Origin of the sequence: Gordonia phosphorivorans, from assembly GCF_042432625.1 — a bacterium.
In the GTDB taxonomy this organism is placed as follows: Bacteria; Actinomycetota; Actinomycetes; order Mycobacteriales; family Mycobacteriaceae; genus Gordonia; species Gordonia phosphorivorans.
The window spans coordinates 87,339-107,413 of sequence record NZ_JBHLWV010000006.1; the positions used below are offsets into that span (position 1 = coordinate 87,339).

Here is a 20,075-nt window from a genome sequence, read left to right on the forward strand (position 1 = left end):
AGCCAGCTACCGGAGGTCCCCTTGTCTCATCCCACCAAAGCCGTTGACGCCTTGACCGCACTCACCGAGATTCGCGGCGGCACCACCCCCACCGCCGCCCATCTGGCGGCGATGCGCGCATTCCCCGGCTGGGGTCCGCTGGCACCGTTGTTCGACAACTCGACCGACACCAAGGGCATGCAGCAGATGGCTGCGTTGAGTGCCGCCGCCGACGGCCTGGACTTGCACGCTGTGTCAACGACCCTGGACACCAGTTTCTACACTCCCGCGCATCTGATCGAGTCGATGTGGGCGCTGCTGGGCGCCGCCGGTTTCACCGGCGGCCGCGTCCTGGATTTGGGGTGCGGCACCGCCCGCTTCCTCGACCACAAGCCGGCCGGCCTGCCGGTGCTGTACACCGGCGTGGAGATCGAACCGGTCACCGCTGAGATCGCCCGCACCTTGCACCCAGAAGCCGACATCCTGACCCAGGACGTCAGCGAACCGGTGCCCTCGGCCGGATTCGACGCAACGATCGGCAACGTGCCCTTTGCCGCCACCACCGTTCGCGACGGCGCCCTGCAGGTGCCGTTGCACGCCTACTGTGCACTCAAGGCGGCCCGACTGACCCGGCCCGGCGGGTACGTGGTCATCGTGTGCAGTCGCTACCTCCTCGACAGCAACGACGGGCAGGCCCGCGCCGCGCTCGCCAAGTACACCAACCTGGTCGGCGCAGTCCGGCTCCCGTCCCGCTACTTCGCCTCCGAAGGCACTGATGTTGTCGCTGACCTGCTGATCATGCAGGTTCGACCGTCCCTGGACGGGGCCGAACAGGGCAGTGGATGGCCGGTCGGGGTGGACCGACTTGGCGCCAGCCAGGTGCCGGTGAGCACCTACTGGTCGTCCCACCCTCAGCATGTGGCCGGGACGATGACCGAGACCGGGTTCTCCCGTTCCCCGCTGGCTGTGCACGCCGACGATCCGCGGGCAGCAGCAGAGGCCGCGATCACCGCGGCCGCCGCCCACCTGACCCCGATGACCGCGGCCAGCGCCGCCGAGCAGTTCGCCGACGTTCCGTTGACGGACGGGCAGGGACGGGCCGAAGGTTCCTTCCATGCTGTCGACGACATGGTCGTACGGATCAGCAACGGGCGAGCCGCCCCGGTCTCGCGCCCCGGCAACGAGCTGCGGGCACTGATCGGACTGCGGGACGCCGTCGACGAACTGCTGGCCGCCGACGCCGACTACAGCCGGGATGACACCGACGTGGCACCACTGCGGGAGCGGACGCGCGCGCTCTACACCGACTATCTGGCCGCGTTCGGGCCACTCAATCGCGGCAAGCTCGTCGATGGGCCTATCGACCCCGACACGGGCGCCCCGGCGGTGCGCTGGCAGACCCCGACGATGGGCGGGTTCCGGCACGATCCGGGGTACACCCGGGTACTGGCCGTGGAAGTGTTCGACCGCAACAACGACACCGCGCGGCCCGCCGACATTCTGCAGCGCCGGGTCAACCGGCGCCCGGAGCCGGTCACCCGCGCCGACAGTCCCGCCGAAGCTCTCGCTGTGAGCCTGGGGGAGGGCTCGCTGGACTTGGCGCGCATCGCCGGGCTGCTGGACCTGCCGGACGAGTCGGAGGCCGCCGCCGCACTGGGGGACCGGATCTACCACGACCCGTCCCTGAACAGCTGGGTGCGGGCCTGCGACTACCTTTCCGGGCAGGTGCGCCGCAAACTGGCCACCGCCCGCTTGGCGGCGATCACCGACGCCCGATACCTGACGAACGTGGCCGCCTTGGAGAAGGTGCAGCCGCCATGGCTCACGGCCACCGACATTCGCATCGAGTTGGGGTCACCGCTGATCACCGCCGCCGACGTCGAACAGTTCGCGGTCGAGGTGCTCGGAGCTCACCACGCCTGCGTGGTGTACACGGCCCTGGCGGGGCATTGGGAGGTGGATCTGTCGGGGGTGCGCACTCAGGGTCTCATCGAGTTCGGCACCAGCCGCGCCCACCCGGAGAAGCTGCTGCAGTACGGGCTGAACGCTCGAGTCCCGGTGATCAAAGACACCGTCGACGACCCGGCCACCGGGAAGAAGCGGCAGGTCCGCAATATCAACGAAACTGAGGCTGCGGTCGCCAAGCTAGGGGAGGTCGCCGACCGATTCGCCGAGTGGGTCTGGCAGTGCCCGGATCGGGCCCGCCGGATCGAGCACGACTACAACCACCGCTTCAATGCGCTGGTGCCACGCACCCCTGATGGCTCGCATCTGCAGTTCCCTCGGCTGGCCGACGGAGTGAACCTATGGAAGCACCAGAAAGACTGGGTGGACTACGCACTGACCGCGAAAAGCGCTGTGTGCGGCTTCGAAGTGGGTTTAGGCAAGACGCTGGCCTCGGTGACATTGGCGGTCACGCTGCGTGATCTGGGTTTGGCGAACCGCCCGATGATTGCCATTCCTGATCATCTCATCGAGCAGATCAGCGCCGAAGCGCACCGCTCGCATCCGACGTGCAAGTTTCTGGTCGTCACCCGCGACGATCTCACCCGCGAACGCCGCCGCTTGTTCGCTGCCCGCTGCGCCACCGGCGACTGGGATGCGGTGATCATCACCCACACCGGGTTTTCGTCGATCCCGATGCCGGCCGACTACGAACGCGCCCAGCTGCGCGCCGAGATCGACATGATCGGTGAGCACATGCGCGAATCCGGGGTGCGGTCCAAGCGGCTGGCCGGAATGCTGCGCACCGCCGAACAGCGACTGCGGCGACTGCGAACCAACAGCGACCCACTGACCGTCACGTTCGACCAGCTCGGCGTCGACCACGTCAGCGTCGACGAGGCCGACCGGTTCCGTCGGCTGCCTATCACCACTACCTCCGACGGATTCAGCATGGGCTCGTCCATGCGGGCGTACGACCTGTACCTGAAAATCCAGTGGCTGCGAGAGCGGGCAGAAGGCCGACCCTACGCCGCCGCACTGACAGGCACACCCTTCGTGAACAGCCTCGCCGAGTCGTACGTGTTGCAGAAAATGTATGCGCCGCAACACCTTTCGGCGGCCGGCGTGGAATCCTTCGACACGTGGGCAGCCCAGTTCGTTCGGTTCCAAACGGTGATCGAAGTCGCCCCGGACGGGTCGGGGTTTCGGTCCCAGCGGCGACCGGCGGTCATCCAGAATCTCCCCGAACTGCGGTCCATGCTGCGCGAGTTCATGATGTTGGTGCGCGCCGACGACGTCGGCATCGTTCGACCCGAAGCGCGCTTCCACACCGTCACCGCTGAACCGTCACCGGCGGCCGCCGAGTACAAGCGGGAGCTGGTCGCACGATCGGAGGCGTTGCGTAGTCGGCGCATCACCGATCTGCGCGTGGACAACATGCTGAAAATCTGTGGCGACGGCCGTTCGGTGGCCCTGGACACCCACCTGGTGGGGGTGCCCGAAGTGCCCGGGCATGTCACGAAACTGGTGTTGGCCGCCGACAAGATCGCCGAGCACTACAAGGCGGGTCTGACCCGCACATTCCCCGGATCGGAGGTGCCCGGGGTGTTCCAGTTCGTCATGTGCGATTTCGGTACCCCGCACCGCGACGACACCCGCACCTACGGCCGTTTGCGGCGACTGCTCATCGACCGCGGTGTTCCCGCCCACATGATCCGGTTCATCCACGAAGCGAAGGGCCCGAAAGCGCGCGAAGCCTTGTTCGCCGCATGCCGCGCTGGGCAGGTTGCAGCCCTGGTCGGGAGCTCTACCCTTAGCGGCTTAGGGGTCAATGCCCAGCTCAGGGCGGTGGCGTTGCATCATCTGGACCTGAGTTGGACGGCGGCCGCATTCGAACAGCGCAATGGCCGCATCATTCGTCACGGCAACGCCCACGACAGCGTCGACATCTACTCCTACTGCACCGCTGGCACGTTCGATGCGTTCATGGCCGGCGTCGTCGAGCGCAAGGCTCGGGGGTTCGCGCACCTGTACCGCATGGACTCCCTGGCCCGCGAAATCGACGACATCTCCGACACCGTGATGACGGTGGCCGAACTCAAAGCGGCGGCCACCGGCAATGACCTGCTACTGCGGCAACACGAGCTGCGTATGCAGGTGCGGGCGCTGCGGAACCTTCGGTCCACGAGCATGCAGGGTGTCGTCGCCGCCCGGCAACGGGCACAGCAGGACCGGCGTAGGGCCGAAGAGTTGATCGCCACCGCTACCACGCTCCGCGGGGTGCAGGGCCTCACCAGCAAAGTCGATGTGGACGCGGCAACCAGAATCCTCACCCAGCAGCAGGACTGGTCGGCCGTCACCATCGCCAATCTGCAGGTCAGCACCTACACCTACACCAGGATGCAGGTGCAGATCGTCAACCGGCTGGGAGCGTTGCGCCTGGACCTGACCTACCGTCAGCAGTCTGTCAGCTCCCGGGAGGTTCCCTACGCTGTGCGCCGGCACGGTGCTCGTCGGATCGCCGAATGGGCGCAACGCTCGGTGGCCGCCTGGAGTCGGGGACTGGAAGAGCAAGTGGCGCAGCTACTCGCCGACGCCCAGCAGTTGCGGGCCGCCGCCGACGACGCCGAATCCGCCGCCGCCACGGTGACCTTCGACCGCCAGCACGAGTTGGACCAGCTCATGGCCGACCTCGACCAGATCAACACCGAGATCGCCGCGGTGGCCGACGCCGACGAAGTCGCCAACGACAACGTCGACACCGCCGCCTGAGCAGCCGTTACGGGCCGGGACCAGGGGCAACCCGTAGGTCCCGGCCCGCCGCGTCGCTCCGGGAGGAAAGAACCCGTCCTTACGCTGAGCAACAGCGCAGGACAGGAGTGTGACCACCCGTGAAACCAGACCGCGACCAAACCCTGGCGATCCTCGCCCGGCACCGCGAACAGCTGATCAGCCACCGCGAACAGCTCGGCAGCAAACTCTCCCAGGAGCGAGACAAACTCGCCGAGCTGCAGGCTGAAGCGCACCGCCGCGCCCAGGAGTATCGCGCCACCCCCCAAGGGATCGCCGAATCGCTGCGTGAACTGGAAACCGCAGAACTCGCCGGCGCCGACCGCGCCACTCTGCGAACCTTGCAACGCAACCACATCGCCGCCGAGCAACTGTCCGCCGACGAGTACGGGCGCCGCCGCGACCGGTGGGGGCACAAGCTCGGCGACGGCCCGGTCCGCGGCTGTCCGGCCGGCCCCCTGGGAGGTATGCGCACACAGGTGATGCGTGACCGCGTGTTCGGCAGCTACCGGCACGACCCGACTGTGACCGCCGTGCGTGTCAGCCTGTTCCGTCTCACCGCCGACCGCCGGCTGCGCACCGCGGTCACCTATCCGCTCCACGGTGAATCGTTGGAGTCGGGGGCGTCGCTGGACTTGAGCACAGTCCTCGCGTGGTCGTTCAGCAGTGGCGCGGTCAGTGACCGCATCCTCGAACGCCTGCAGCTGGATCCGTCGGTGTGGTTGCCGTTGGCGACCAGCCAGATCGCCGCGGCCCACGCAAGGGCGGACTAGCCTTCGGCTCATGTACGACCAGAACCTGCACATCATTCAGAATGGCAGCTCCTGGCGGGTCTCCAACCCGTACCGGGGCGGCCACGACCCGGACGTGCGCCCACCGAACCGCGCGCATGAACTGGCCATCGTGCTGCCGGCGGCGGTCGTAGTCGCGGTCGGGTGTGCGGTATTGATCGACAGCGCCGTCCTGCGGCTGCTGACCGCGGTGCTGGCGATGGTGGTGGCCATCGCGGTCATCGAGTTCGCGTTCACTGCCCGCACCAGCCGACACCGCGCCCAACAGGTGGCGGACGCTGACGCGCTCACCGCCACCCTGGGGCCGGCGTACCTGTCGCGGGCCGCGTTCGTCGACACTGAACTGCGGGAGCTAGCCGACCGTGCTGTCGGCGCGGCCACCACCATCGCCGCCACCGACGCTTTCGACCGCGGTCTGCTCGGCCCGCAGCAGGCGGTGGCCGGGGACCTGCAGATCGCGGTCTGGGATTGTCTGCACGCTCTAGCTGACCTCGATCAGCGGGCCGGGCAATGGCGGCAGGCCCGCACCCAGATCGACAGCCACCATCTGCAGGACTATCGAGCCCTGTCAGATCGGGTGCATCAGGAATTGCTCGGCGAAGCGGACGCCGCGGCCGCCCAGGTTGTGGCCTTGGAGGACATTCGGGACGGCGCAGCGACGGTGGACGCCCGACTGGCCGAAGCGGTGGTCGTCGACCACCTCGAACGCACCCTTGCCGGACAGGCCATGGCGCTCAGTGACAGTCCCGCGGTGCGGTTGGCTGCACAGGTCGCCGCCGCCCACAACGTCATCGACGCCGACGGCACCGCCAACCCGCGCCCCCTCTACCAGTCCGACCCGCCCCCATCAGCGTTGGATTCTGGGGCTGACCCGCACAAACAGTGAAGGCCCTGCCGGGATACATCGGCAGGGACTTCACGGTCAATACTACGGGACCTGTCCGGTGCTGGCCGCGGCTGGGAGCGATCGGCAACCCCCGCATGGGACCCGCCACCTGCTGGAGTAGACGACATCTGCGCCCAGGCCCGCTACGAGGGGCTCGGGCTGCTGCTCCCGATGTGCCGCACTGAATCCGAGCCCCCCGGTTTCCTCGAAGGGTATTCACCACCCAGGAAGGAACCGCCATGAACGTCCTCGCTCCCACCCGAATCGACCCCGACACCCGCCGCCGGCCCGAGTTCATCCTCGGCACCGACACCCGCGGTCAGACCGACCTCGACGGCGTCCTGGCCGCGGCCGGCCTGAACTGGGGTCTGCGCACCGTCAGCGGCAGCGACGGACTCTCGGTCATCGTCGACGACCGCGAGATCTCCACGTTCGCCCCCGAACGGCAGCTCGTGCTGCGCGACGACAACAACGTCGTGCTCGGCATGGTCGGTGACGGCTACCAGGCCGTCCCCAACGACGAAGCGTTCGCCTCGACCGCCATCGCCGCGAAGATGGGCGCCCAGTACCAGTCGGCGGGCAGCAGCGACTACGGCCGCAAGGCGTTCGTCACCATGACGCTGCCGGAAGCGGAAGTGCGGGTCGGCGGCAAGGACGTGGTCTCGTTCTCGCTGCTGTTCTCGACCGACCACAGCGGCGGCGGTGCCGTCGCCGGGAGAATCCAGGGCGTGCGCCAGTGGTGCACCAACGGCGCGACCGTCCCGTTGCGCGAGCAGATGTCGTGGTCGGTGCGGCACACCGCCACCGCCAGCGAACGCCTCGCGATGGTCGAGGACACCGTGCGCGGCTGCCTGCGCTACGCGAAAGAGTTCGCGGCCCTGGGGGAGCAGCTGATCTGTGCGCCGATGAGCAAGTCCGACTACGAGACCTACATCAATGCCCTGTTCCCGCGCCCGGACGCTAACGCCGCCCCGGCCGCCCACACCCGCTACGAGCGTCGCCACGCCGACCTGATGGGCCTGTTCCACACCGCGGCCATCCAGCAGGACTCGCCCGAGTCGGCGTGGTCGGCGGTCGCGGCCGTCACCGAGTACGAGCAGTGGTTCCGGCCCGCCCGCTCCGAGCTCTCGCGCGCCCGCCGCCAGCTCGACGGCGACTCCCCGCGGTTCACCGCCCGCGCCGTAACCCTGGCCCGCGAAATGGTCGGCGTTTAGCAGCCGCCGCGCCCAGGCCCCACCGCACCAACGGTGGGGCCTGGGCGCCGCTTTTCGTCCAGTCGAGATCGGCTCAGCTGTCCGACCACCCCGGTAGTGTCACCTGCATATTCGAAGCCAATTACTACAGAGGAATCGCTATGTGCATTGGAGACAATGAACCCGGCGGACCGGCCCGCTGTTCCGGCGAAGCGTTGACCGCCTGCCAACGCTCCCAGCAGCAAGCGGACGCCGCCGCGCCCACCGTCGCCGTCCTAGAACGCGAACACGACTCCCTGGTCTTCGACCTCAGCCAGATCGACGACCTCGAGGCCGCCCTGAACGGGACACTGAGCCCAGAACGGGAAGCTGTGCTCCTGCAACGCGCCGAACGGTTCCGTGAAGAGGAAGCACACAGGCGGCACGCGCAGGAACTAGAGCAGGCTCTGGCCGCCGACAATCCGTCCTGGGATGAACGCGTGGCCGTCGCCGACGCCGAAGTGGCCAACAGTTTCACCCGCTGGGAGGAAGCTGCCGCCGCTCGGCAACAGCAGGGTCAGCACCCGGCCGAGCCCTACGACGACATGCTGGCCCGCCTGCGCGCCGAGTACGAAGAGATCTGCCGGCAGCAGGGCGCCGAACCCACCCCGGACGGGCTGAACGCATTCGTCGACAGTGAACTAGCTGCCGACGGCAGTTGGATCGACTACCAGTCCGACACCTGCGACGGCTGGTATCTGGCCCGCGACCGCGCCGACGCCATCGCCAATCATCGGGCGCGCGCCAACTCACTCACGGTCGACGAACTGAACGCCGAACTATCCGAACGCTGCAGCAGCGTCGAACGGCAGAACCTAGTCGACCAGCGTGACCGGGCGCGCACAGAACTCGACGAAGCCACCCAGCAGTGGAACGCCGCCAACGACGCCTACAAGCAACGCGACCCGAACTCCCTCACCCAGCTCGAACAGGCCCGGCAACGACTGCATCCCGCCTTCGCCGAATACAAGGTCGCCGCCGACCAGCTCGACCACTACAAAGACGTCACCGCCCAATACGCCGGAGTGCTGGGGGAGAAGACCCCACTGCCCGAATACACCGGTGACCGTGCCGGCCGGGCGACCCTGGTCGGCGAGTACGAAGAGGGCAGTGTCGAATGGCTGCAGGCCCGTCAGGGCGGGTGGGGCGGATCGGACGCCCCGAAAGTCCTGGGGCTGTCCAAGTACGGCAACCGTTCGGAGGCGATCGCCAGCAAACTCGAGCCCATCGTCGACAGTCAGATCGCGCAGAATCACAGCTACGTCGGGGCCGCTCCTCGCGGTCACGCCTGGGAGCCGGTGTTGGCTCGCCGCTTCGCCGACGAGAACCCCGACCTGGCGGTGCGGCGCACGAAAGCGACCTGGCAGGGCCAGGAGCAATGGCAGCGAGCCAACCTCGACGGCATCATCGTCGACCCCAACGATGAGACGCGGGCGGTCGCGGTGTGGGAGGCGAAAACCTCCAACAACGAAGCGGACTGGAAAGACGGTATCCCCGCCTACTACCGCCCCCAGCTCGCACAGAGCATGGATGTCGTCGGCGTGGACAGGGCCGCGTTGACGGTCAACTTCGACGACGGGAAGATCCGCACCTACTGGATGAGCAAAGACGACCCCCTGGACCCGACCGGCACCGACCGGCGCAGCTACAGCGACCGCAAAAGCGAGTTGGCCGCCGCCTGGCAGTCAGTGGAGAAGGCGCGCACGACTCCGCCGGCACCCGCCAAACCGAACAACGGCACCTTCAGGTTTGTCAAGGAGCCCGGTACCGCGTCATCGCGGCAAACCAACGCCGACACCGCCCGACAACTCGCCGTGTACCGCGGGTGCAGCGCCGCCGACGCCGAACGTCTCATCCGCAACAACCTCGACCAGGGCATGAAAGCCGATGAAGCTGTCCGGCACGCCTACCGCAGTTACAAGCCCGCCAGCGATCCGCACCGCAAGTACGTGGTGCTGGACTTCGAAACCAACGGCACTCACGCCGGGAAGCACGAGATCATCCAAACCGGTTTCCAGGTCACCGACGTCAACGGCACCGTCGTCGAATCGGCCAACACCCTCCACGACATCAACCCGAGGACCGCGCCGACAGTGGGCACCGGAATGGTCGATGTGCACCAGATCCGCTACGACCAGCTTTCCGGCACCACCCCCTTCCACCGTTCCGCAGAACGCGACCGACTGGCACAGTTGGCGGCCGACCCGAACGTGACGTTCGTGGCGCACAACGCGAACTTCGAGATGGGATTCCTCCGCTCACACGGCATCTACACCGCCCGCACCGTCGACACCATGAACCTGTCCCGCAAGTTCGACCACACCTCGCGCGGCGCGAAACTGTCGGACTTCACCGCCGCGCACGGTGTGCGCTACGAGAACGCCCACGACGCCTACCAAGACGTCGACATGACCCGACGGGCCCTGTTCAACTTCTTCGCCGGCCGCTAACCGCCACCCCGGACCGGCGACGGCCCCGCACCCGTGGAGGTGCGGGACCGTCGTCCGCTACCGGGTCGGGCTAGTTCCGCCACGCCGGACCTGCCGGTACCGGCACCACCTTTTCCCCAGCCAGGTGCCGTTCCCACGCCACCTGCCGGGTGTAGCAGTCAATCTGGCTCATCCCAATCGAGGGTGTAGTCGTGGTCTGAATCCGCCGGCCTCGAGCAGGGACCTGGCGATGTAATTGGTGAGGTTGCGGAACCCGAGTGCGGAGCCTCGGAGGTGCTCGAGTCGTCCGTTGATGGCCTCGGTCGGTCCGTTGCTAGTGCCGGGCCGGTCGAAGTAGGCGAGCACGTCGTCGGCCCGCTTCTTCAACGTCCGTCCGAGTTTGGCGACCTCGACCAGGGCCGGCGGGACGCCGGTGCTGACGGAGTCGATCAGCGCGGTCATCAGCTGGCGGCCGCAGCGGCGGTCTTCATGGCGGTAGGCGGCGATCATGCGCTGGTAGATGCCCCAGGTCGCCTCGACCTCGACATGGGCATCGCCGTGGATGGCGGGGTCGAACAGTCGCTGTAGTCGGTCGATCTGCTTGTCGGTGAGCAGGCCAGCGCCGGTGGCCAGGGTCCGCCGTGCGGAGTAGAGAGGGTCGTCCTTGCGGCCGCGGTGGCCGTGGATGGACTGCTGCACCCGGCGGCGACACTCATCGAGCGCCTCGCCAGCCAGGCGCGTGACGTGGAACGGATCCATCACGGTCACTACGTCCGGGAGTTCCTCAACCGCAGCGGTCTTGAAGCCGGTGAACCCGTCCATCGCGATCACCTCGATCCCCTCACGCCAGGCCTCGTCACGCTCAGTCAGCCAGGTCTTGAACGCCTGCTTGGAACGGCCTTCGACCATGTCGAGCAGCCGCGCAGGCCCAGTGCCGTCACGGACCGGAGTGAGGTCGACAATCACGGTGACGTACTTGTCACCGCGCCGGGTGTGCCTCCAGGCGTGCTCGTCGACCCCGACGACCTTCACACCGTTGAGACGGTGCTCGTCATCGATAAGAACACGCTTGCCCTCGGCGAGAACGGCGTCGTTGGCGGTGTCCCACGCGACGTCGAGCGCCTCGGCGATCCGGGCGATCGTCAGGTGCTGCACGACCAGCGCTTCGAGTGCCCACCGCAGCCCGCGGCGCGAGAGCCTCGCCCGCGGCTCGGCCGCCCGGGTAGTGTCTTGGCGCCAGACGTGCCCGCAGCCAATGCAGCGGTAGCGACGCACCGCGACCTCGAGGACGGTGGGTCGCCAGCCCAGCGGCTCATGTGCAAGACGCCGGACGACGGTGTCACGAGGAGTCCCTTCGGCGCCGCAGCGCCGACACCACTCGTCCGATGTGAGAACCCGGCAGGCCAGCACCGCTCGGCCGGGCTCGAGGCGTTGGCCGGTGACGACGAGGTCAAGCTCGTCGAGTCGGCAGAATGTGGTCAAGTCCGGGCAGGTGAAGCCCGCCCGGACGGAAGCGTTGGGCATGTCGACAGTCGCCTCTCACCGTTCGTCCAGAAGGCGTTCTATCTCGCTTTCGCGCATACGTCCTGCCAGCAACGCGATCAGCGCAAGTACGGGTGGAGCGATGCCGGCGATGGTGAAAATCACCGGGATGGGTACGAGCAGCGAGAGCGGTCCTGCGACCGCGATCGAGACCGGCATGAAGGTTATCGAGACGAAGAAGTCGAGGCTCGCGACTCGGCCGATCATGTCGAGCGGCACCAAGCGTTGCAGCAGGGTTCCCCAGATGACGACACCGGCTCCGGTCGCTGCGCCGACGATGAACAGGGCTGCGAGCATCAGGATCAGATTGTCGGCGACGCCGATGACCGCGAGGGGGAGGGTTCCGCCGCCCCAACAGGCGATCATGAACGTGAGGTAGCGACGCGGGAGTTTCAGCGACGACACAACGAGTGAGCCGATAGCCCCACCGATGCCGAATGCGGCGAGAAGGAAGCCGAACGTGGATTCGGCGTCCTCGAACCTGTCGCGAGTGATGAAGGGCAGCAGCACTTCGATCGGTCCCTGGATGATGAGAGCGAGCGAGGATCCGAAAATCAGGGTCCAGAGCAACCAGCGGGTGTGAACCACATAGTTCACGCCTGCTCGAAGGTCGCCCCACACGCTCGTGTGCTGCTCCGGAGACGTGGCCGTGGTCGGCTCGTCGCGTCGGCTGAGGAACAGGGTGAGGATGAACGCGATTGCGTACGAGGCTGCGACGATGACGGCCCCGATGGCGGGGAAGAATATGCCGACGATGACTCCGCCGAGGGCGGGACCGAGGCCCTGCCCCAATGAGGGGCGGAGAGCGCCTTCGAGCCCGTTCGCTGCGAGGAGCTGCTCAGGCGGAAGCACCTGAGGTAAATACGCGCTGTAGGCGGGGTAGAAGAACGCGCTTCCTGCGCCCATCGCGAATGAGGCAACGCCGACGTGACACAGTTCGATCGTCTCGGTGAGGGACAGGACTGCCACCACGATCATCACAGCCGCGGTGCATCCCTGCACGGTGATGATGATGCGGCGTTTGGAGAACCGATCGGCGACAACGCCACCAAGGATCGAGAAGGTGAACAGGCCCAAGCTCATCCCTGTTGCGACCGCTGAGAGCGCGAGCGGGCTGTCATCGAGCGCGAGCACTTGGAAGACCATCACGATGGTCCACATCCCGGTGCCGAAGACCTCGATGCCGACCGCGGCGAACAGGAGGCGATAGTCCCGCGAAGCCAGTGGCCGCAGGGCACGTATCCGGTTGAGGTTCATTTCGCTCATACCAGGGCCTCGCCTTCGACCATCGAAGTCAGTTCGAGGCTCGGCCATTCGTCAACGTCACGGAGCAGCTGCCGATCGTGCGTTGACAGGACGACCGCCGCCGTGGTTGCTCCGAGCGCGTCGGTGAGTTCGTCAACGAGCGCGATGGAAAGGTGGTTGGTGGGTTCGTCCAGGAGCAGCACATGCGGGCGCATCGCGAGCACGAGCGCCAGATCGAGCCGGCGCTGCTGCCCCATCGAGAGCTCACCCACTCGTTTGCCCGCCTCGCGCGGGCGCAGCAGACCAAGCTGAGAGAGCCCGATCGCATCCGACTCCAGCAAAGTGCCTTCGGACACCAGCGCGCCGACGTGCGTGGCGTACACCTCGCTCGCTCTCCGCTCAGGCGGCAGGGTCGTCTCCTGATGGAGAAAGCCCAAGCGCGTGCTCCGAGGCGTTCGAACCGCTCCCGTGTCCGGCGCCAGCTCACCGCCGACCACGCTCAGCAGTGTGGACTTGCCGGCACCGTTCGGGCCGGTCACGACGAGACGGCCGCGGTGGGAGAGTGAGAACGACACTGGCCGGGTCAACCGCCCAGCGACGCTGACCTGATCGACGCTGAGGAGAACCGCCCCAGTGCGTGTGGGGAGGTCGGGGAACCGGAAGAGCTGAGGCGGTTCCGGCACGGTGACGGCGTGGGCTTCCAGTGCTTCCTGGCGTCGGTGCACGTTCTGCACGAGCCCGCTGGCCCGGGTGGCGCGCCCATGCTTGTTGGTGCCCTTCTCTGGTCTCCATCCCGAGACCAATCGGTTCTGCGCGGCGCTGAGACTGTCCTGCAGTCGAGCATGCTCGGCCTGCTGGCGGTCGTAGTCCTGTTCCCAGCGTTCCCGCTCGGCCAGGCGCCCCTCCCGGTAGCCGGCATAGCCATTCCCGTACACGCGCGGCCGATCGTCCGGCGTCGGGTCGAGGTCGACGATGGTCTCCGCGATGTCGGACAGCAGCGCACGATCGTGGCTGACGACGACAACACCCCCGCTCCGCGCTCGGAGCTGCGTGGCCAAGAACCCGAGCCCGCTTCGGTCGAGGTGGTTGGTGGGCTCATCAAGCAGGAGAAAGTCGTGATCGGCGCCCAGAAGGCACGCCAGCCGTACCCGATAACGCTGTCCCACCGAGAGGTCTGCGAGAAGCCTGGTCGTGTCCGTCTCCGCGTCGAGCGCTTCGAGCGCGATCTGCACGCGCCGTTCGGCATCCCACGCATCGAGCGCTTCGGCATGTTCCAACGCGGCCGCGTACTGCTCCTCCGCCCGGTCCGTGTTGTCCGCGAGAGCGAGAGCGGCGGCGTCGAGTGCCTCCAACGCGGCCAGAGGTTCGGCGATCGCCTCCGTGACCGCCTGTCCAACAGTTCGACTGTCAGTGGCGGTCATCTCTTGCTCGGCAACACCGATCGTGCCGATGCACTGGACTGTTCCGGAGTCCGGGGCCAGGACGCCAGCGAGCACCTGCAGGAGCGTCGATTTCCCCCGCCCGTTCTCGCCCACGATCGCGACACGCGATGAGAAAGTGAGGGTGAGGTCGACATGATGGAGAACGGGCGTGGCTCCGCGCATTAAAGACACGTCGGAAGCGATGAGCTGCGCGCGCTGGCGCGCCGGATGACGGTTTGTCGGGGTGAGCATTGAAGTCCTTCGAGACGACGCACCACCGGCCACGAACAGGCAGATAGGTACGCAACTGACGGCGACCCAGAAGGGTCAGAACGAGCGGCCGCCGCAGACTCGGAATACTCAACGAGCGCGGTGGGCCTACTCAGCCGTCACAGGAAGTACAGATGCACGGAAAAAGTGTACCGCATGCCGCCGGTATGTCTTCCTGCAGCCGATCTGCTGCCACGTTAGGCGACGGACGGGGCCCAGCTGTTCGACTGGCTGGCACCTCGAACTCGACCACGCAGTCCTCGTCTAACATTGCCGAACCCCGCGCCCGCAACCACTGGTCCCGCCGGTATGGCTGAGGGTGCCCTGCGCAACACCGCGACCCGATGGGCTTGGCCCACGAGTCGTCTGAGCGGCCGCGTCACCGCGCGCCGCGGCACGTCGAACGGGTCGTCAAAGGCGATCAGTGGTCGGCTCGAGCACCTCCGCGCGAGCGCGCTCGGGTCTCGCATTCTCACCAAGCACATCGCCAGGAGACTGCCCACGTCCGAAGGCCAAGGCCCGACTACACCCTTGATTGGGATGAGCCGTCAATCTGGTGGCGGTTCTGCGCCATCGACTCCACCACCGCCGACCGAGCCCAAGCGTCCATGCCCGACCACTGCCGGAGCATTCCGCGAGCAAGCCGGGCCTGCAGCTCCAGCAGCTCGTCGCGGGTGGCCTGCAAACGCGCAATGTACGAAGCGGACATGAGGAACCTCCAGTGAGGTCAGTGACCTGGCGGGCTGCCGGGTCGGATAGTCAGTCCCCATCTCGGTGAGCCCAGTCTGCGCCGCCCTCACCGGCGACAGCGGCACCCGCAGGCGGGGCGGCGGGAAGACGCGGCTGCGATCATGGGCGCTGACCGCGAAGGAGGATCGATGCGCCAGAACCGCGAACGTGAACTGCAATGGTGGACCCGCAACACCGGACTGATCACCGGCCGACCAGTCGGGTCCACTCAGGCTCGCCGCTGCCACACCACGCTGTCGCTGCGCCGCCCATTCCGGGCCCCGCAGCCGGTAGTCGACCTCGTCGTCTCCGACGCGGACCTGTCCGCGTTGGCCTTCTCCGACGCCGGCCGCTGGCTGCTGACCCAGCAGTCGGTCCTACTCGACGCCAGCACCGACCCGAAGACCCGCAGGGTCCGACTGCTGAACAACGCTCTGACACTGGGGGCGGTGGCCGCGATGTGCGTGATGTTCGTTGGCGGCATCTGGCTGTTCACTGGGGCCGTGTTCGCCGCCGTGCTCGCCGCCGGCGCGGCCTGGGTGGGCTGGGAACGGTATCAAGTCCACGTGCAGCTGGTGTGCGCGGCCGACCGGCAGGCCACCGACACGTACGGGCCGGACGCCGCGCGTACCGCACTGCAGACCCGACCGCACCTGTACCGGTCCGCCCTGCACGGATTCGTCGAGCACCGCAGCCCGCTCAGCATCGAGAACCGGACACGGCGACTGCCCGCGGCAGCGCAGTGAGACACCACAGGCCGGCACCTCCGTGGCTGCTGCCAGCGTCGCTGGCCATCGGACTCGTTCTGGTGATCGGGGTGGTTGTTGCTGTGTTCATGGGCGCCGGATCGCTGCCCAACAGCAACCTCGACGAGGTCGACCCGCCCGGGTCGGCGTGGGATGAGCCGGCGGGGGAGTCGGCGCCGCCGTTCAGCATTCCGAAGGTTCCCGGCTGCGCGCGCGCCGACACCGAACTCCTCGACCAGATCCGCGCCACCCTGCAAGACCGCACTGACCTGTCCATGTCCGCCCAGTCCACCGACGGTGACCTGACCTTCGTGGCCGCGATCGTCACCTACAACGGTGAACCGAGCAGTCGTGAGCCGGGACTGTGGGTGCTTAGGGACGGCCGTTTGTATGCGGTCGGCGGCACCACCGCCTACTCGACGGCCCCACCGGGTACCGATGTCGGGGTGCGCGGTGACAGCAACGAAGCGGCCCGTGCGGTGGCCTGCGCTGCCGGTTACTAGCAGCAGCAGGCGTAGGCGTCGTAGCCTGGCGACCCGAACGCTCTCCCGTGCCGCAAGGTTCTCAGTAGTGCCAGCAAAGTAGGGCAGCGCCGACAATCCGATGAGGGAATCGGCCGGGATGGACCGGTTCGTCGTCGTCGCGATCTGCGTGGGGGCCAGTGGGCTCGCCGCTGTGGTGCCGTACCTCGTGGCCTCGACCTACGGCTCACCCAAGGAGAAGGCAGGCAGCCGCGTCTACATGCTGTCGTGGTGGTTCACCGTGCTCATCGGCGCCGTCGTGCTACTGGTGACCGCGAACTTGGGTCGCGACTACGAGGCGACGCACCTCGTGCAGCAGTTCAGTTCGCAGCTTGTAGGTCTCGTTCTCTTGGGCATCGTGGTGACACTGATCAGCAATATCCGTATCGCCGCCGAGGCCTACGCGGCTCCCGAAGGGCAGACCGAAGACACACCCCGCCTGACCGTGGACCGTCTGCATTCACTCGCAGCCAGCCACGCGAAGGTCGACACGCGAGGACCGTGGCTAGCGCTGTGTTTCGTGATTACCGGAAGCTGGCTGCTCGAGGCGTACATCTCGGGCTGGTACTTCCATGACGCGGGCCTGGTATTCCTCCTACCTGCGTCTATCGCTACCGCGACATTGGCTGCCGCGGCGTACTGGAGCCGCCAGATGGCGACGGCCGACAACGAAGGAACGCCACACGACGACCAGCCCGAATAGCTGGCCGCTAGCCACTACTCGGGCTCATTGACGAGTCGATACAGGGAGTTCGCGGCGGCCGCCGACCGATGGTCCTGGCCGGCGGCCGCGATGTACCGCTGGGTGCTGTTCAAGGATTCATGCCCCAGCAGGGCCCGCAGCTTGTACGTGTCGATCCCGGCGTCGGCGAGCGCCGTCGCGTAGGAATGGCGCAGCGTGTGCATCAGCGCCCCCTCGGGGCGGGTGATACCGGCGCGAGAGAAGGCGCGAACCATGCGGTACTGCATCGACCCGCGGGTTAGGCGCTGCCCGTCAGAGCCAACGAACAGCGGATCAGTCGGAGCGAAGCGGGTTAACGGTTCCTCCGGGTCGCCGCGGCGGCGGGTTGCGCCGAACAGTCGTTCCCGGGTCTGCAGATAGCTGCCGAGGATCGCGAGCGCCGCAACCTCGACGGGCACTTGCCGCCGCTTGTTGCCTTTGCCATGAATGTGCAGGACCGGCCCCTGCTCAGACATGCGGATGTCCCCGATGTTCAGGGCCCGCAGTTCCGCCTCGCGCGGCCCGGCGAGCACTCCGAGCAAGATGATCGCCTTCTCCAGTTCCGGCCATGACTGTGGCGGCGCATTGACCTGGTCCACTGCGCCTAGAAGATCCTGGAACTGGTCGAAGGTCAACGACTTCGGGGGACCGGATTCGGGTTTGACTGCCTCCACGTTCCGCATCGGGGAGGGCCCGACGATCAGCTGCTGGTTCGCCAACCATTGGCACAGCTGCATCCACGTCGACCGGGCCCGCAAGTACGAGTTCGCGGCGTAGTCGTCGGCGTAGCGCGCGAACGCCGCCTCCAGTCGCCTGCCCGTCAACCGTTCCACCCCAAGCTGGCCTAGAGGGGCGCCGGCGGCAAGGTGGCGGCCGATCACGGTGAAGTCGCTACGGATGGCGGCGAGGGTGTGTGGAGACTTCTTGAGGCGCCGACGCGACTGCAGGTATCGGTCGAACCAGTCCGGGAAGTCGCCGCTGACCGTGGAGCTCACCGTTCCCGCTTTCAGTCGTGTCGCCTCGGGTTCTACGTGGAGAGCGCCTGGCGGACTGACTGCCAGCACCTTTCCACATCCAACATATTAGATATTATGACTGCCGTGCTCGGTTGTCGGCGCACACCTCGCAGACGGCATGGCCTCCGATGACGCGGCGCGGGTTCGACTGCGCTCCCGCCGGCCCGGTGGCAGACTGGCTGGCAACAGATGGAGTGCGCACTATGAGCGACCAGTCCCACGAAGCCTTCGACCGCGTCTTCCAGGGCAAGACCGACGATGAGCTCATCGACGCCCGCGCCGATCTCCTACAACGCGCACACGCCGTCCAGCAGCACGGCTGGGGCCCCTTCCAGTACGTGTGGTCGACCGGCGAATCGCTCGCCGTCGCTGTCCTGCTCGACGACGACGCTGTCCTCGCCGAGTTCGATGAGACCGCCGAGTCGGCGATGGAGCGCTGGGCGTTCGACCTGTGGGGCATCACCGGCGGCGAAGCCGACCAACAGGCCGGACTAACCCGTACCCGCCGCTGGTTCAACGCCACGCGTACCGCGCTGATTTCCTAGCCGGACCCTCGTAGTTAGAGTGCGCTGACTCGTTCGGCGAGCTGACCGTAGATACCACAAGATGAAAGTGGTCGAAATTGCCGAAGCCCTGAGCAGTCCAGCGGAAGAGTTCAAAGCGTCCGTCGACGGCTTCCGTCGAACCGTAATAGACGCTGATGTCGAAGTAGACCAGGATATCGGCCCATCGGGTCCACAGTCTTCGTCCGAGTTGAGCCAGTTCAGGCAGGTCGGCGGGCAATTCAGTGCGGATACACCGCAGTATCTTGTACATGAGATTCTTGCCCCACGGTGTTGCCCGCATTTGTCCTGAAATAACCTGCGAACTATCAGGTACGAAGATCCTGCGAAGCAGGGCTTAACTAGGTTAGATTCACCAGATGCACTCCACCGAGACAACGCTGATCGTAGATCTGCTCGACCGCACACTTGAGTATCGAGCCGGTTCGGAGGTCAAGCGGGCCACCTTGCCGGACCGAGATTTCGGTAGCGTTGACCTGGCTTCCGCCATGCTCTCAGTCCTAGAACGGGCATCTGCCAAGTCTGACGCCGAGCACAATTGGTGGATAGTTCGACAACCGGAATATGCGTATGACAGTGGCAACTACCCAACGCAATTCGAGCTCACGCTCGTAACGAATAACCCTCGTGAAGAGTGGGACACCTACCTAAGAGTCACTACCGATGGGCATCTCACCGTTGGCGTCGGCGTACATCAAGGAGAGTCGGAAACAATCACCGCTGGCGGCAATGATGACCGGCTTGATGTACTGACCTCCAATCTTGAGCAGTGCGTTGAGTGGGGTGCGCGCGAAGGCTACGTAGCGACTGAACCGTGGCTTATTCGCGCCCTGAAGACTCAAGAAGGGCTCGAACTTGAAGCCCGCGCACGTGCGACATACATGCCGCCGCCGCAATGGTCACCCACGTGGGACTGACAGTGGCTGCCCTCAGTCGCGCTTCCGCTGCTGTCCAGAACGGGCTCCCAATTCAGCTCATCTGCACACGAAATAAGAAACCGGTGGCGGAACGGCGAGCGCTGCGACGGCGACTTGACCGACCACCCCTTGCCAGCATCGCCTACGCGACGCCAGCGCGGGAATGGTAGAGCGGGCACCGATTGAAACGTCGGAGGAGGACCCGTTGTCCCCGGAATCGCTCATACAGCCCGCTTTGGCCGGTGTGAGCAGGGACCAACAACGACCAGCTGGCCATCAGCCGTACGCCGCCACCCATCACGGCAGCTCCGGGAGAGTTTGCGTGCCGCTGCC

Annotated in this window: 15 protein-coding genes and 1 pseudogene; 11 read left to right on the forward strand and 5 right to left on the reverse strand. The window is 66.6% G+C overall.

Annotation, left to right across the window (positions count from 1 at the left end):
• Positions 1–51 precede the first annotated feature (51 nt).
• From ACFFJD_RS01945 to ACFFJD_RS01965, 5 genes are all read left to right on the forward strand, one after another.
• Positions 52–4,695 carry a helicase-like domain-containing protein gene (locus ACFFJD_RS01945; RefSeq protein WP_382360122.1) on the forward strand — a complete coding sequence of 1,548 codons (4,644 nt, stop codon included), beginning with the start codon at positions 52–54 and terminating at the stop codon, positions 4,693–4,695.
• A 119-nt stretch (positions 4,696–4,814) separates the two neighbouring features.
• On the forward strand, positions 4,815–5,486 hold the full coding sequence (locus tag ACFFJD_RS01950) for a hypothetical protein (protein WP_382360125.1): 672 nt from the start codon (positions 4,815–4,817) through the stop codon (positions 5,484–5,486).
• Between the two features lie 10 nt (positions 5,487–5,496).
• Complete coding sequence (locus ACFFJD_RS01955; RefSeq protein WP_382360128.1) at positions 5,497–6,390, forward strand: hypothetical protein; 894 nt, start codon at positions 5,497–5,499, stop codon at positions 6,388–6,390.
• Positions 6,391–6,629: 239 nt separating this feature from the next.
• On the forward strand, positions 6,630–7,604 hold the full coding sequence (locus ACFFJD_RS01960) for a TIGR03299 family phage/plasmid-derived protein (protein ID WP_382360131.1): 975 nt from the start codon (positions 6,630–6,632) through the stop codon (positions 7,602–7,604).
• A 140-nt stretch (positions 7,605–7,744) separates the two neighbouring features.
• Positions 7,745–10,072, forward strand: coding sequence for a YqaJ viral recombinase family protein (locus ACFFJD_RS01965; RefSeq protein ID WP_382360134.1), 2,328 nt, complete (start codon positions 7,745–7,747; stop codon positions 10,070–10,072).
• Positions 10,073–10,240: 168 nt separating this feature from the next.
• Here ACFFJD_RS01965 and ACFFJD_RS01970 read toward each other — a convergent pair whose 3' ends face one another.
• Genes ACFFJD_RS01970 through ACFFJD_RS01980 form a run of 3 tightly spaced genes read right to left on the reverse strand, consistent with a single transcriptional unit; the run spans position 10,241 to position 14,511 of the window.
• Positions 10,241–11,575: an ISL3 family transposase gene (locus ACFFJD_RS01970; protein WP_246997549.1), complete on the reverse strand. Its 1,335-nt coding sequence runs from the start codon at positions 11,573–11,575 to the stop codon at positions 10,241–10,243.
• Positions 11,576–11,590: 15 nt separating this feature from the next.
• Complete coding sequence (locus ACFFJD_RS01975; protein ID WP_132064188.1) at positions 11,591–12,859, reverse strand: MFS transporter; 1,269 nt, start codon at positions 12,857–12,859, stop codon at positions 11,591–11,593.
• A complete protein-coding gene (locus ACFFJD_RS01980; protein ID WP_246997545.1) occupies positions 12,856–14,511 on the reverse strand; it encodes an ABC-F family ATP-binding cassette domain-containing protein in 1,656 nt (551 codons plus the stop codon). The genes ACFFJD_RS01975 and ACFFJD_RS01980 overlap by 4 nt, the downstream gene beginning before the upstream one ends.
• Positions 14,512–14,916: 405 nt before the next feature.
• Here ACFFJD_RS01980 and ACFFJD_RS01985 point away from each other — a divergent pair.
• The 4 genes and pseudogenes from ACFFJD_RS01985 to ACFFJD_RS02000 all read left to right on the forward strand — a co-directional run.
• Positions 14,917–15,051 (forward strand): annotated as a pseudogene (locus ACFFJD_RS01985) (ISL3 family transposase); the annotation flags it as partial.
• Positions 15,052–15,407: 356 nt separating this feature from the next.
• Positions 15,408–16,004 carry a hypothetical protein gene (locus ACFFJD_RS01990; RefSeq protein WP_382360140.1) on the forward strand — a complete coding sequence of 199 codons (597 nt, stop codon included), beginning with the start codon at positions 15,408–15,410 and terminating at the stop codon, positions 16,002–16,004.
• Between the two features lie 71 nt (positions 16,005–16,075).
• Positions 16,076–16,507, forward strand: coding sequence for a hypothetical protein (locus tag ACFFJD_RS01995; protein WP_382360143.1), 432 nt, complete (start codon positions 16,076–16,078; stop codon positions 16,505–16,507).
• Positions 16,508–16,625: 118 nt separating this feature from the next.
• Positions 16,626–17,228: a hypothetical protein gene (locus ACFFJD_RS02000; RefSeq protein WP_382360146.1), complete on the forward strand. Its 603-nt coding sequence runs from the start codon at positions 16,626–16,628 to the stop codon at positions 17,226–17,228.
• A 14-nt stretch (positions 17,229–17,242) separates the two neighbouring features.
• Here the strand turns inward: ACFFJD_RS02000 and ACFFJD_RS02005 are convergent, their stop codons facing one another.
• Positions 17,243–18,241, reverse strand: coding sequence for a tyrosine-type recombinase/integrase (locus ACFFJD_RS02005; protein ID WP_382360149.1), 999 nt, complete (start codon positions 18,239–18,241; stop codon positions 17,243–17,245).
• A gap of 224 nt (positions 18,242–18,465) precedes the next feature.
• On the opposite strand from ACFFJD_RS02005, the gene ACFFJD_RS02010 reads away from it, so the two are divergent.
• A complete protein-coding gene (locus tag ACFFJD_RS02010; protein WP_382360152.1) occupies positions 18,466–18,807 on the forward strand; it encodes a hypothetical protein in 342 nt (113 codons plus the stop codon).
• On the opposite strand, the gene ACFFJD_RS02015 is transcribed toward ACFFJD_RS02010, so the two are convergent.
• Positions 18,776–19,108 (reverse strand): transposase, encoded by a 333-nt coding sequence (locus ACFFJD_RS02015; protein ID WP_382360155.1) that lies wholly within the window; start codon positions 19,106–19,108, stop codon positions 18,776–18,778. The two genes, ACFFJD_RS02010 and ACFFJD_RS02015, sit on opposite strands and share 32 nt — an antisense overlap.
• A gap of 76 nt (positions 19,109–19,184) precedes the next feature.
• On the opposite strand from ACFFJD_RS02015, the gene ACFFJD_RS02020 reads away from it, so the two are divergent.
• Positions 19,185–19,742 carry a hypothetical protein gene (locus ACFFJD_RS02020; RefSeq protein ID WP_382360158.1) on the forward strand — a complete coding sequence of 186 codons (558 nt, stop codon included), beginning with the start codon at positions 19,185–19,187 and terminating at the stop codon, positions 19,740–19,742.
• Positions 19,743–20,075 lie beyond the last annotated feature (333 nt).